This is a genomic window from Streptomyces niger (genome assembly GCF_000718305.1).
GTDB lineage: Bacteria > Actinomycetota > Actinomycetes > Streptomycetales > Streptomycetaceae > Streptomyces > Streptomyces niger.
Window position 1 is genome coordinate 210,602 of sequence record NZ_JOFQ01000009.1, and the last position, 12,538, is coordinate 223,139.

Sequence of the window (12,538 nt, forward strand, 5' to 3'; positions counted from 1 at the left end):
CGCCGGCAGGAGCCCGGCTCACACCGTCCACTCGAAGCGCGGCGCCCGGCGCTCCAGGAAGGCGGCGACGCCCTCCGCCGTGTCGCCGCTGCCGCGCGCCTGCGCCTCCCAGTACGCGCTCCGCCCGGCGTCCGCCGGCCCGTCGGCGAACTCCTTCGCCGCCGCCTGGGTCAGCTGCGACCGGCTCGCCAGGAGCGCCGAGAAGTCCGCGACCCGCTTGTCCAGCTCACCCTCCGGGAGCACCTCGTCCACCAGCCCGGACCGCAGCGCCCGCGCGCAGTCGATCAACTCCCCTGAGAAGAGGAGGTACTTGGCGGTCGCCGGGCCCACGAGCCGGACGAGCCGCTCGGTGGAGGCGGCCGGGTAGACGATCCCCAGCTTCGCCGGGGTGATGCCGAAGAGCGCACCCTCCTCGGCGAACCGCAGGTCACAGGCGGCCGCGAGCTGGCTGCCGCCGCCCACGCAGTGGCCGCGGACCGCGGCCAGCGAAGGCTTGGGGAAGGCCGCGAGCGCCTCCTCGGCGGCCAGCGCGAGCCCGCGGTTCTCGTCCCCCGACTCGCGCAGCGACCCGATGTCGGCCCCCGCGCAGAAGGTGCTGCCCTCGCCGGTCAGCACCAGTACGCGCACGGACCGGTCCGCGGCCAGCCGCTCCACCAGCTCCGGCACCGCCCGCCACATGTCGGCCGTCATGGCGTTCCGCTTGGCGGGATTGCTGATCGTGACGGTCGCGGTGCCGCCGCTGACACGCGTGCTGAGCCCTGGGTTCATGCTGCGGATCGTAGAGCCGACCCCCGCCCCGCGTCCCGTGGGAGAGACCGCGATCACAGCGTTACGGGGCGGGGCGGTCCCGCACGCCGGACCTGCGGAGCGGCGCGCCTTCCGGCTTTCGTGCCGGGGTTGGGGAGCGGCGCGTTTTGCGGTTCCCGTGCCGGGATTGGGGAGCGGCGCGTTTTGCGGTTCCCGCGTCGGGACTCCGGAGCCGCGCGCTTTGCGGTTCCCGCGCCGGGACTGTGGAGCGGCGCGCTTTGCGGTTCCCGTGCCGGGACTCCGGAGCCGCGCGCTTTGTGGTTCCCGTGCCGGGACTCCGGAGCCGCGCGCTTCCCGGCTTCCGCGCCGGGACCGTCGCCGGGGTGCGGCCGCTCGGGTCCGCGTGTGTCGGGCCGCGGCCCCGCCGGCGTCGGGCGGCAGGAAATGGCGCGCCTGTTCGGTAGCGGCGCGGCTACGATCAGCGTCTGATGTCTGCCACTCTCGTCGCCAAGAAGCTCGCCGCCGGGCACGGCGACCGGACCCTGTTCTCCGGGCTCGACCTCGTCGTCGCGCCGGGTGAAGTGATCGGGCTGGTCGGTGCCAACGGCGCGGGGAAGTCCACGCTGCTCCGGCTGTTCGCCGGCCTGGACACCCCGCAGGAAGGTGAGCTGCGGCTGAGCCCTGTCACCGCCACCGTCGGTCACCTCCCGCAGGAGCCCGAGCGCCGGGCCGGGGAGTCGGTCCGCGCCTTCCTCGCCCGCCGCACCGGCGTCGCCGCCGCGCAGCTCGCCCTGGACGAGGCCACCCAGGCGCTGGTCGAGGAGAAGCCGGGCGCCGACGACGCGTACGCCGTCGCCCTGGAGCGCTGGCTCGCACTCGGCGCCGCCGACCTGGACGAACGGGCCGAGGAGACCGCGGCCCAACTGGGCCTGGCGGTCGGCCTCGACCAGTTGATGACCTCCCTCTCGGGCGGCCAGGCGGCCCGCGCCTCGCTCGCGTCCCTGCTCCTCTCCCGGTACGACGTTTTTCTGCTGGACGAGCCGACCAACGACCTGGACCTGGACGGCCTGGAGCGGCTGGAGCGGTTCGTGACCGGGCTGCGGGCCGGGACCGTGCTGGTCAGCCACGACCGCGAGTTCCTGACCCGGACCGTCGACCGGGTCGTGGAGCTGGACCTCGCGCAGCAGCAGGTGAACACCTACGGCGGCGGGTACGGGGCGTATCTGGAGGAGCGCGAGCGGGCCCGGCGGCACGCGCGCGAGGAGTACGAGGAGTACGCCGAGACCAAGGCGTCCCTCGAAGCGCGCGCCCACCTCCAGCGCAACTGGATGGAGAAGGGCGTCAAGAACGCCCGCCGGAAGGCCCCCGACAACGACAAGATCGGCCGTAAGGGCCGGGTGGAGGCCACCGAGAAGCAGGCCGCCAAGGCCAAGCAGACGCAGCGCATGATCGAGCGGCTGGACGTCGTCGAGGAGCCGCGCAAGGAGTGGGAGCTGCGCATGGAGATCGCGGCGGCGCCGCGCTCCGGCGCCGTGGTCGCCACGCTGCGCGGCGCACGGCTGGCCCGCGGGGACTTCCGCTTCGGCCCGGTGGACCTGCAGATCGACTGGGCGGACCGGGTCGCGATCACCGGCCCGAACGGCTCCGGCAAGTCCACCCTCCTCGGCGCGCTGCTCGGCCGGCTCCCGCTGGACGAGGGCGAGGCGTACCTGGGGCCCGGCGTGGTGGTCGGGGAGATCGAGCAGGCCCGTGGCCAGCTCTTCCAGCACCCGGACGCGGCCGGCGAACCGCTCGTGGACGCGTTCCGGCGCTCCGTCCCCGAGATGGCGCCGGCGGACGTGCGGACGCTGCTGGCCAAGTTCGGGCTGAAGGCCGGCCACGTCCTGCGGCCGGTGGCCACGCTGTCGCCGGGGGAGCGGACCCGGGCGGCGCTCGCCCTCCTGCAGGGCCGCGGCGTGAACCTCCTCGTCCTGGACGAGCCGACCAACCACCTCGACCTGCCGGCGATCGAGCAGCTGGAGTCCGCGCTCGCGTCGTACAACGGCACGCTGCTGCTGGTCAGCCACGACCGGCGGCTGCTGGAGGCGGTGCACACCACGCGGCGGATCGAGGTCGCGGACGGCCGGGTCGCGGAGCGCTGACCGCCGGGCGGCCGGTAATGGATTTGGCCCTGCAGGGCGGAACCCGTAAGGTGGTGTTCACCGACGCGGGGTGGAGCAGCTCGGTAGCTCGCTGGGCTCATAACCCAGAGGTCGCAGGTTCAAATCCTGTCTCCGCTACTGACGCAACAGTGCGTGCCGAAGGCCCCTTCCTCACAGGAAGGGGCCTTCGGCGTGCGCGCGACCGGTGTCCGGAGGCGAGGCTCCGGCCGGTGCGGGGCGAAGCGGGAGAAACGCGTCCCTTCCTGGCAGTTCTTCAAACGAGAACAAAAGGGTCAGAGTCGATCTCCCGGATGATCGACGCGCAGAAAAGCGTTCAGAAGCTGTCGATAGGTGCTGACTTTTTGTCAGCAGACCAGTCCGGACGGTGGGATTCCCAACACTCGAAGGGTGAGGATGCCTTCCGGACCCCCAGCAGAACCCCCCGAGGAGCTGACGGCCCCGCTCGCGTACGCAGGTGTCTGGAGGTTCACCGCTCCGGCACTGGAGGCCTCGGTGCCACAGGCGCGGCACGCGGTACGGGATCTGCTCGGCGACCAGCACGTGCCCGCGGGGCCCGACATCGTGGACGGCCTGCTGCTGATCACTTCCGAGCTGGTCACCAATGCGGTGCAGCACGCAGCCCTGCTCTCCCCGCAGATCGTCGTCGAGCTGGCGGTCGGCGCGGACTGGGTACGGATCGCCGTCGAGGACAACCACCCGTACCGCCCCAAGGCGATGGAGGCCGACGAGGAAGACCTCGGCGGCCGTGGCCTCTGGCTGATCAAGATGCTGACTGCCGAGGCCGGCGGGAAGTGCGGGGTGGAGCACACGGCGAGCGGCGGCAAGGTCGTATGGGCCGAACTGCCGCTCGCCCAGGTGCCGACGCCTACCAGCCCGCCGTCGTCCCTGTGAGCTCACGGATCGCCGGACGCGCCGCGTCCAGGACGGTCATGAACCACACCGAGAAGGGGGCCTCGGCGTGACGCCGGACCAGGTCGTCCGGCGTCACGAAGGCGTACTCGCCGACCTCCTCGGGGTCCGGCTCCGGGGTGTCCCGGACCAGGCCCACGAAGAGGTGGTTGTACTCCTGCTCGACCAGCCCGGACTCCGGGTCCGGGTGGTTGTAGCGCACCGTGCCGGCCTCACCGAGGAGCGACGGGGCGACACCCAGCTCCTCGGCGGTGCGCCGGGCCGCCGCCGCGAACGGCTTCTCGCCCGGATACGGATGGCCGCAGGCGGTGTTGGACCACACCCCGGGGGAGTGGTACTTCCCCAGCGCCCGGCGCTGCAGCAGCAGTCGGCCCTGCTCGTCGAAGAGGAAGACGGAGAACGCGCGGTGCAGCTGCCCGGGGTCCTGATGGGCGGCGAGCTTCTCCGCCGTACCGATCGTTCTACCGTCCTCGTCCACCAGCTCCAGCATGATCGGCTCCGCGGCCGTGTCCGGCGCGGCCATCGCCGCGGTTCCTGCGGTCTGTCCGTTGGCAGGTGTGATCGGCATGCCCATCCTTCTCGGTCGGTCCTCGATGTTCAGTCTGCCCTAGTAGCGCCCGTATCAGTGGCACAGTGGCGCACCGTGTGCGGCGTGGCAGAACAGGCGGCGCGTAGCAATCGTTATGCGCCGTCTCAAGCCGACCGTGCGCCCTCCCCAGCGACCCCTCGGGCCTCCGGATGGCGCCGGCACCAGCCCTCCCAGGCCGAGCCGACCATCGCGTCGATGCCGTGCCGGGCGCGCCAGCCCAGCTCCCGGGTCGCCCGCTCGCACGAGGCGACCACCCGCGCCGGGTCACCGGCCCGCCGCGGCTCGACGACGGGCGTCAGGTCACGGCGGCCGCTGACCCCGAGCACCAGGTCGGCCATTTCCCGTACGGAGACGCCCTGACCGGTCCCGACGTTGAGCGTGAGGTCCCGGGAACCGTCCTGGGCCGTGAGCCACCGCGCCGCGGCGAGGTGCGCGTCGGCCAGGTCCTCGACGTGGATGTAGTCCCGGACGCAGGTGCCGTCGGGGGTGTCGTAGTCGTCGCCGAAGATCAGCGGCGGTTCGCCCGCGGTGACCTTCTCGAACATCATCGGAATGATGTTGAAGACCCCGACGTCCGCCAGCTCCGGCGCCGCGGCGCCCGCCACGTTGAAGTAGCGCAGGCACGCCGTGGAGATGCCGTGCGCCCGCCCCGTGGCACGCACCAGCCACTCGCCGGCGAGCTTGGTCTCGCCGTAGGGGTTCATCGGCACGCACGGCGTGTCCTCGGTGACGAGGTCGACGTCCGGCATGCCGTACACCGCCGCCGACGAGGAGAGGACGAAGCGGCGCACGCCGGCCGCGGCCACCGCCTCCAGCAGCACGGTCAGCCCGTGCACGTTCTCCCTGTAATACGTCAGCGGCTGCTCCACCGACTCACCGACCTGCTTCTTCGCGGCGAGGTGGATGACGCCGGTCACGCCGTGCTCCGCGAGCGTGGCGTCCACCACGTCACGGTCCTGTACCGAAGCGCGCACCAGAGGCACCCCGGCGGGCAGCCGCTCGGGGAATCCGCTGGAGACGTCGTCGAGCACGACGACCCGCTCGCCCGCCGCCACCATGGCCCTCGCCACATGCGCGCCGATATAACCCGTCCCACCTGTGATCAGCCATGTCATAACCGGCACCCTAACCAGGGCCGCAGTTGTTCATCGACGGCAAGATCGACCATGATGATCGCGGCAGACGCCACCGCCGGTCGGCCACCGGGCGGTGAATGCGTGGTGAACGGCCGCATCCGGCGATCCGCTAACCTCTGCCGACGTGCCACCGACCCCTCCGGGGCCCGAGGTGTGCCACGACTGCTGCCCGGGTAGTTCGTACCGAATGCGGACCGGCCGGCGGCCTTGCCAGCATTCAGGGAGTGAATTCGTCTGTCGACCGCAATCCTCACCGGTGCGCCGGTCGCCGGGTCGCCGCTCGAAGGCGACCTGCGCGAGCTGGGCTTCGATGTCCGCAGCGCCGTTGACGCCGCCGATGCGGCCCGGCTGCTGGCGGAGGTCCCCGCGGGCCGCCGGGTCGCGCTGGTCGACGCCAGGTTCGTCGGCCACCTGCACAGCCTCCGCCTGGCCCTGACCGACCCCCGCTTCCCGGCCGCGGCCGTCACCGGCGCACTGACCGCGCAGCCCGAGGCGCGCACCGCGCTCTCCCGCGCGCTCGCCACGGCGGACGCCGCCGACGGGCTTCCGGACGCCGTCGCCGACGCGCTGGACGCCGAGGGCGTATCGGTGCACCGACCCGAGCTCGGCTCGCTGGTCGCCTCCGTCCCCTCCGGCGCACAGCAGCGCCACGAGGCGCGGGCCGCCGTGAGCGCCGTGGACGACGAGGCCGTACGCCTGCGGACCGCCGTGAAGTCGCGCGACGGTTTCTTCACCACGTACTGCATCAGCCCGTACTCCCGGTACATCGCCCGCTGGTGCGCGCGGCGTGGTCTCACCCCGAACCAGGTCACCACCGCGTCGCTGCTCACCGCGCTGATCGCGGCGGGCTGCGCGGCCACCGGCGACCGCCTCGGCTTCATCGCCGCCGGCCTGCTCCTCCTCTTCTCCTTCGTCCTGGACTGCACCGACGGGCAGCTCGCCCGCTACTCCCTGCAGTACTCGACGATGGGCGCCTGGCTCGACGCGACGTTCGACCGCGCCAAGGAGTACGCGTACTACGCGGGCCTGGCGCTCGGCGCATCTCGTGGCGGCGGCCATGACGATGTATGGGCCCTCGCGCTCGGCGCCATGGTGCTGCAGACGGTCCGGCACGTCGTGGACTTCTCCTTCAACGAGGCGAACCACGACGCCACCGCCAACACCAGCCCGACCGCGGCGCTCTCCGACAAGCTCGACAGCGTCGGCTGGACCGTGTGGGCCCGCCGCATGATCGTGCTGCCGATCGGCGAGCGCTGGGCCCTGATCGCGGTCCTCACGGCCTGCGCCACGCCCCGCATCGTCTTCTGGGTGCTGCTCATCGGCTGCGCGCTGGCCGCCTGCTACACCACCGCGGGCCGCGTACTGCGCTCGCTGACCCGGCGCGCGCGCCGGACCGACCGGGCCGCACAGGCGCTCGCCGACCTTGCCGACTCCGGACCGCTCGCCGAGGGCTTCGCGGCCGCCTTCCGGGGCGTGGCCCGCAAGCTCCCCGGCTTCGCCGCGCCCGTGATCGCCGCCGTCGGCGCCGCTGTGATGATCGCCACCGCCGCGTTCGCCGGCTGGGGCAGCCCCTGGGTCTGCGTCGCCGCGCTGATCTACGCCGTACTCTCCGGACTTGCCGTCGCCCGCCCTCTCAAGGGCGCGCTGGACTGGCTCGTGCCGCCGCTCTTCCGTGTCGGCGAATACGTCGCGATTCTGGTGATTGCGGCCCGTTCCGAGGTGAACGGAGCGTTGCCGGCGGCATTCGGGCTGGTGGCCGCGGTCGCCTACCATCACTACGACACGGTGTACCGCATCCGCGGCGGCAGCGGCGCGCCTCCGCGCGCTCTGGTGCGGGCGACCGGCGGACACGAGGGCCGCGCCCTCGTGGTCGCGCTCGCCGCGGCCGCACTGCCCACCTCAGGTTTCACAATCGCGCTGACGGTCCTTGCGGGGGCCCTGGCGCTGCTGGTGCTCACCGAGAGCATCCGCTTCTGGGTGTCCTCCCATGCACCCGCCGTACACGACGAAGGAGAACCCGCATGATCGGCCTCGTGCTGGCGGCCGGCGCCGGACGGCGTCTGCGTCCCTACACCGACACCCTCCCCAAGGCCCTGGTGCCGGTCGACGGCGACACGACCATCCTCGACCTCACGCTCGGCAACTTCGCCGAGATCGGCCTGACCGAGGTCGGGATCATCGTCGGCTACCGCAAGGAGGCCGTGTACGAGCGCAAGGAGGCCCTGGAGCAGAAGTACGGCCTCAAGCTCACGCTGATCGACAACGACAAGGCCGAGGAGTGGAACAACGCCTACTCCCTCTGGTGCGGTCGTGACGCGATCAAGCACGACGTGATCCTCGCCAACGGCGACACCGTGCACCCGGTCTCCGTCGAGAAGACCCTGCTCGCCGCGCGCGGCGACGGCAAGAAGATCATCCTCGCGCTGGACACGGTCAAGGACCTGGCCGACGAGGAGATGAAGGTCGTCGTCGACCCCGACAAGGGCATGACGAAGATCACCAAGCTGATGGACCCGGCCGAGGCGACCGGCGAGTACATCGGCGTGACCCTCATCGAGGGCGAGGCCGCCGACGAGCTGGCCGACGCGCTCAAGACCGTCTTCGAGGCGGACCCGCAGCAGTTCTACGAGCACGGCTACCAGGAGCTCGTGAACCGCGGCTTCCGGATCGACGTGGCGCCCATCGGCGACGTCAAGTGGGTCGAGATCGACAACCACGACGACCTCGCGAAGGGCCGTGAGATCGCATGCCAGTACTGACGAGGCTCATCCCCTCGCCAGTCGTCGTCGACATCCGGCCGGGGGCGCTCGACGACCTGGCCGGTGTCCTCGCCGACCAGCGGATCTCGTCGTCAGGCAAGCTCGCCATCGCCATCAGCGGTGGCTCCGGCGCGGTGCTGCGTGAGCGGCTCGCGCCGGCGCTGCCCAGCGCCGAGTGGTTCGAGGTGGGGGGCGGCACGCTCGACGACGCCATCAAGCTCGCCGACGCCATGAAGAAGAAGGGGCGCTACGACGCGGTCGTGGGCCTCGGCGGCGGCAAGATCATCGACTGCGCCAAGTTCGCCGCTGCGCGCGTGGGCCTGCCGCTGGTCGCCGTCGCGACGAACCTGTCGCACGACGGCCTCTGCTCGCCCGTCGCGACCCTCGACAACGACGCGGGCCGCGGCTCGTACGGCGTGCCGAACCCGATAGCCGTGGTCATCGACCTCGACGTGATCCGCGAGGCCCCGGTCCGCTTCGTCCGCTCCGGCATCGGCGACGCGCTGTCCAACATCTCCGCGATCCGCGACTGGGAGCTCGCGGCGCGCGAGCGCGGCGAGGACATCGACGGTCTCGCGGCCGCCATGGCGCGCCAGGCCGGCGAGGCCGTTCTGCGCCACCCCGGCGGCGTCGGCGACGACGGCTTCCTGCAGGTACTCGCCGAGGGGCTGGTCCTCACCGGCATCGCGATGTCCGTGTCGGGCGACTCCCGGCCGGCGTCCGGCGCCTGTCACGAGATCAACCACGCGTTCGACCTGCTCTTCCCCAAGCGCGCCGCCAGCCACGGCGAACAGTGCGGCCTGGGCGCGGCCTTCGCGATGCACCTGCGCGGGGCGAAGGAGGAGTCCGCTTTCATGGCGGAGGTCCTGCGCCGGCACGGGCTGCCCGTCCTGCCGGCGGAGATCGGCTTCTCCGTGGACGAGTTCGTCCAGGTCGTGGAGTACGCCCCGACGACCCGGCCGGGCCGGTACACGATCCTCGAGCACCTCAATCTGAACACCGACCAGATCAGGGACGCATACGCCGACTATGCCAAAACCATCGGTAGCTGAACTCCGGCCGGTCGTTCACCCGGAAGGGGTGAAGGACCGGCGGAGCGGTGAGCACTGGGGCGGCCGCCTGTACATGCGCGAGATTTCGCTGCGCATCGACCGGCACCTGGTGAACACCCGGGTCACGCCCAACCAGCTGACCTACCTGATGACCGTCTTCGGCGTCCTCGCAGCGCCGGCGCTCCTGGTGCCGGGGCTGTGGGGGGCCGTGCTCGGCGTGGTCATGGTGCAGATGTACCTGCTGCTCGACTGCGTCGACGGCGAGGTCGCCCGCTGGAAGAAGCAGTACTCGATGTCCGGGGTCTACCTGGACCGGGTCGCCGCCTACCTGTGCGACGCCGCCGTGCTGGTCGGCTTCGGCCTGCGCGCCGCCGACCTGTGGGGCGCCGGGCGGATCGACTGGCTGTGGGCCTTCCTCGGCACCCTCGCGGCGCTCGGCGCGATCCTGATCAAGTCGGAGACCGACCTCGTCGGCGTCGCCCGCCATCAGGCCGGGAAGCCGCCGGTCAAGGAGGCGGCGTCCGAGCCGCGCTCGTCCGGCATGGCGCTGGCCCGCAAGGCGGCGGCAGCGCTGAAGTTCCACCGGCTCATCCTGGGCATCGAGGCGTCCCTGCTGATCCTGGTCCTGGCCATTCTCGACACGATCCGCGGAGACCTGTTCTTCTCGCGGCTCGGCGTCGCGGTCCTGGCCGGCATCGCGCTCGTGCAGACCCTGCTCCACCTCGTGTCCATCCTGGTTTCCAGCAGGCTCAAATGACTCAGAACTCTCAGAACCTGAAGCTCGGCGCGGTCGTCCTCACGATGGGCAACCGCCCCGACGAGCTGCGTGCGCTCCTCGACTCCGTCGCCAAGCAGCACGGCGACGCGATCGAGGTCGTGGTCGTCGGCAACGGCTCGCCGCTGCCGGAGCTTGCTGTTTCCGGACTGGCCCTACGGACCGTGGAGCTGCCGGAGAACGTCGGCATCCCGGCGGGCCGGAACGTCGGAATCGAGGCGTTCGGCCCCGGCGGGTCGGAGAAGGACGTCCTGCTCTTCCTCGACGACGACGGCCTGCTCGCGAACATGGACACCGCGGAGCTGTGCCGCGAGGCGTTCGCCCGCGACCCGAAGCTGGGGATCGTCAGCTTCCGTATCGCGGATCCGGACACCGGGGAGACCCAGCGCCGCCACGTACCGCGGCTGCGCGCGTCCGACCCGCTGCGCTCCTCCCGCGTCACGACCTTCCTCGGCGGCGCCAACGCGGTCCGCACGAAGGTCTTCGACGAGGTCGGCGGGTTGCCCGACGACTTCTTCTACGCGCACGAGGAGACCGACCTCGCCTGGCGGGCCCTGGACGCGGGCTGGATGATCGACTACCGCGCGGACATGGTCCTGCTGCACCCGACCATGGCCCCCACCCGGCACGCCGTGTACCACCGGATGGTGGCGCGCAATCGGGTGTGGCTGGCGCGCCGGAACCTGCCTGCCCTGCTGGTTCCGGTCTACCTCGGGGTCTGGCTGCTGCTGACGCTCGCGCGGCGTCCCTCGCTGCCGGGGCTGCGGGCCTGGCTGGGCGGCTTCCGGGAGGGCTGGACCAAGCCGTGCGGCCCCAGGCGTCCCATGAAGTGGCGTACCGTGTGGCGACTGACCCGACTGGGCCGGCCCCCGGTCATCTGACAAGCTCGGGTCGAGAGCAGCATCCGGCGCCTCCCGGGGTACTCACCTCACTCCGGGCAGCGCACCTTGAGGACGAGAGTGTCAACTGTGAGCGAGACCAGGCACGACAGTGCGGTCGCCATGAATGCCCAGCGGGCCCCCGAGGGTGGGCTCACGCCGGTGCAGCTGGCCCAGAAGTACGGGCTGACGCAGAGCGGCGCCCGGCCGAGCCTGCCGGCGTACGTGCGTCAGCTGTGGCAGCGGCGCCACTTCATCTCGGCGTTCTCCAGCGCCAAGCTGACCGCCCAGTACAGCCAGGCCAAGCTGGGCCAGGTGTGGCAGGTGGCCACGCCGCTGTTGAACGCGCTGGTCTACTACTTGATCTTCGGCCTGCTGCTCGGCACCAGCCGGGGCGTGCCGGACTTCGTGCCGTTCCTGGTCACGGGCGTCTTCATCTTCACGTTCACGCAGAGCTCGGTGCTGGCGGGGACGCGGGCCATCTCGGGCAACCTCGGCCTGGTCCGGGCGCTGCACTTCCCGCGCGCCTGCCTGCCGATCTCGTTCTGCCTGATGCAGCTCAAGCAGCTGCTGTTCTCCATGGGCGTACTGGTCGTCATCCTGCTGGCGTTCGGGCAGACCCCGTACTGGTCGTGGCTGCTGGCGATCCCGGCGCTGTGCCTGCAGTTCGTCTTCAACACCGGGCTGGCCATGATCATGGCGCGGCTGGGCAGCAAGACCCCGGACCTGGCCCAGTTGATGCCGTTCATCCTGCGGACGTGGATGTACGCCTCCGGCGTGATGTACAGCATCGATCACATCATGAAGAGCAAGCACATCCCGGGCTTCGTGCACTTCCTGCTGGAGGTGAATCCGGCCGCGGTCTACATCGACCTGGTGCGGTTCGCCCTGATCGATTCGTTCACGTACAAGCAGCTCCCGACGCACGTGTGGGCGTTGGCGCTGGGCTGGGCGGTCGTGATGGGCCTGGTGGGTTTCGTGTACTTCTGGAAGGCGGAGGAGCGGTACGGCCGTGGCTGAGCAGCAGAGCACCGATCTGGAGCAGCCGACGGTGGAGGAGGCTGCGGCGGCCGAGGAGCGCGTTCCCACCGTGATCGCCGATGACCTGCACATCGTGTACCGGGTTTACGGCACCGGCGCGGGGCGGGGCAGTGCCACCGCGGCGCTGAACCGCATCGTCCGCCGCAAGCCCTCCACGGGCGTGCGTGAGGTGCACGCGGTCAAGGGCGTGACCTTCACCGCCTACCGGGGCGAGTCCATCGGCCTGATCGGCACTAACGGCTCGGGCAAGTCCACCCTGCTCAAGGCGGTGGCGGGGCTGCTGCCGGCCGAGCGCGGTCATGTCTACACCCACGGCCAGCCCTCGCTGCTGGGGGTGAACGCGGCGCTGATGAACGACCTGACCGGCGAGCGCAACGTCATCCTGGGCGGCCTGGCCATGGGCATGTCGCGGGACCAGGTGCGCGAGCGCTATCAGCAGATCGTCGACTTCTCCGGGATCAACGAGAAGGGCGACTTCATCAGCCTGCCG

General features: G+C 71.2%; 12 protein-coding genes and 1 tRNA gene. 10 read left to right on the plus strand and 3 right to left on the minus strand.

The window, feature by feature from the left end; all coding sequences use genetic code 11:
- Positions 1–18: 18 nt before the first annotated feature.
- Positions 19–768: an enoyl-CoA hydratase/isomerase family protein gene (locus tag IF20_RS20160; RefSeq protein ID WP_052866627.1), complete on the minus strand. Its 750-nt coding sequence runs from the start codon at positions 766–768 to the stop codon at positions 19–21.
- 467 nt (positions 769–1,235) lie between these two features.
- Here IF20_RS20160 and IF20_RS20165 point away from each other — a divergent pair, with 467 nt between their 5' ends.
- From IF20_RS20165 to IF20_RS20175, 3 genes are all read left to right on the plus strand, one after another.
- Complete coding sequence (locus tag IF20_RS20165) at positions 1,236–2,888, plus strand: ABC-F family ATP-binding cassette domain-containing protein (protein ID WP_052866628.1); 1,653 nt, start codon at positions 1,236–1,238, stop codon at positions 2,886–2,888.
- Between the two features lie 64 nt (positions 2,889–2,952).
- Positions 2,953–3,026: transfer RNA gene (locus IF20_RS20170), tRNA-Met, on the plus strand.
- A 276-nt stretch (positions 3,027–3,302) separates the two neighbouring features.
- Entirely contained in the window at positions 3,303–3,800 is a 498-nt protein-coding gene (locus IF20_RS20175; RefSeq protein ID WP_052866629.1) for an ATP-binding protein, read from the plus strand.
- On the opposite strand, the gene idi is transcribed toward IF20_RS20175, so the two are convergent.
- Positions 3,775–4,386, minus strand: coding sequence for an isopentenyl-diphosphate Delta-isomerase (gene idi / locus IF20_RS20180; protein ID WP_052866668.1), 612 nt, complete (start codon positions 4,384–4,386; stop codon positions 3,775–3,777). The two genes, IF20_RS20175 and idi, sit on opposite strands and share 26 nt — an antisense overlap.
- 125 nt (positions 4,387–4,511) lie before the next feature.
- Positions 4,512–5,522, minus strand: a complete 1,011-nt coding sequence (gene galE / locus IF20_RS20185; RefSeq protein WP_052866630.1) for a UDP-glucose 4-epimerase GalE — start codon at positions 5,520–5,522, stop codon at positions 4,512–4,514.
- A gap of 255 nt (positions 5,523–5,777) precedes the next feature.
- Between galE and IF20_RS20190 the strand changes: the two genes are divergently transcribed.
- The 7 genes from IF20_RS20190 to IF20_RS20220 form a co-directional block, all read left to right on the plus strand.
- Entirely contained in the window at positions 5,778–7,568 is a 1,791-nt protein-coding gene (locus tag IF20_RS20190; protein WP_052866631.1) for a DUF5941 domain-containing protein, read from the plus strand.
- Positions 7,565–8,302: a phosphocholine cytidylyltransferase family protein gene (locus IF20_RS20195; protein ID WP_052866632.1), complete on the plus strand. Its 738-nt coding sequence runs from the start codon at positions 7,565–7,567 to the stop codon at positions 8,300–8,302. Before IF20_RS20190 ends, IF20_RS20195 begins: the two co-directional genes overlap by 4 nt.
- On the plus strand, positions 8,290–9,354 hold the full coding sequence (locus IF20_RS20200) for an iron-containing alcohol dehydrogenase family protein (RefSeq protein WP_052866633.1): 1,065 nt from the start codon (positions 8,290–8,292) through the stop codon (positions 9,352–9,354). Before IF20_RS20195 ends, IF20_RS20200 begins: the two co-directional genes overlap by 13 nt.
- Complete coding sequence (locus IF20_RS20205) at positions 9,332–10,111, plus strand: CDP-alcohol phosphatidyltransferase family protein (RefSeq protein WP_110944366.1); 780 nt, start codon at positions 9,332–9,334, stop codon at positions 10,109–10,111. The genes IF20_RS20200 and IF20_RS20205 overlap by 23 nt, the downstream gene beginning before the upstream one ends.
- Positions 10,112–10,128: 17 nt before the next feature.
- Positions 10,129–11,010, plus strand: a complete 882-nt coding sequence (locus tag IF20_RS20210) for a glycosyltransferase family 2 protein (RefSeq protein ID WP_110944365.1) — start codon at positions 10,129–10,131, stop codon at positions 11,008–11,010.
- Positions 11,011–11,097: 87 nt separating this feature from the next.
- The gene (locus IF20_RS20215; RefSeq protein ID WP_052866636.1) at positions 11,098–12,027 is read left to right on the plus strand and encodes an ABC transporter permease; all 930 of its coding nucleotides are present in this window, start codon (positions 11,098–11,100) and stop codon (positions 12,025–12,027) included.
- A gap of 16 nt (positions 12,028–12,043) precedes the next feature.
- Positions 12,044–12,538 (plus strand): ATP-binding cassette domain-containing protein (locus IF20_RS20220; protein ID WP_199896680.1); only part of this gene is annotated, 495 nt, incomplete at its 3' end.

Bases quoted from the DNA above. Each gene is read 5' to 3' on its own strand.
- IF20_RS20160 (WP_052866627.1), bottom strand. From the start codon at position 768: ATGAACCCAGGGCTCAGCACGCGTGTCAGCGGCGGCACCGCGACCGTC.
- IF20_RS20165 (WP_052866628.1), top strand. From the start codon at position 1,236: ATGTCTGCCACTCTCGTCGCCAAGAAGCTCGCCGCCGGGCACGGCGAC.
- IF20_RS20175 (WP_052866629.1), top strand. From the start codon at position 3,303: ATGCCTTCCGGACCCCCAGCAGAACCCCCCGAGGAGCTGACGGCCCCG.
- idi (WP_052866668.1), bottom strand. From the start codon at position 4,386: ATGCCGATCACACCTGCCAACGGACAGACCGCAGGAACCGCGGCGATG.
- galE (WP_052866630.1), bottom strand. From the start codon at position 5,522: ATGACATGGCTGATCACAGGTGGGACGGGTTATATCGGCGCGCATGTG.
- IF20_RS20195 (WP_052866632.1), top strand. From the start codon at position 7,565: ATGATCGGCCTCGTGCTGGCGGCCGGCGCCGGACGGCGTCTGCGTCCC.
- IF20_RS20200 (WP_052866633.1), top strand. From the start codon at position 8,290: ATGCCAGTACTGACGAGGCTCATCCCCTCGCCAGTCGTCGTCGACATC.
- IF20_RS20205 (WP_110944366.1), top strand. From the start codon at position 9,332: ATGCCAAAACCATCGGTAGCTGAACTCCGGCCGGTCGTTCACCCGGAA.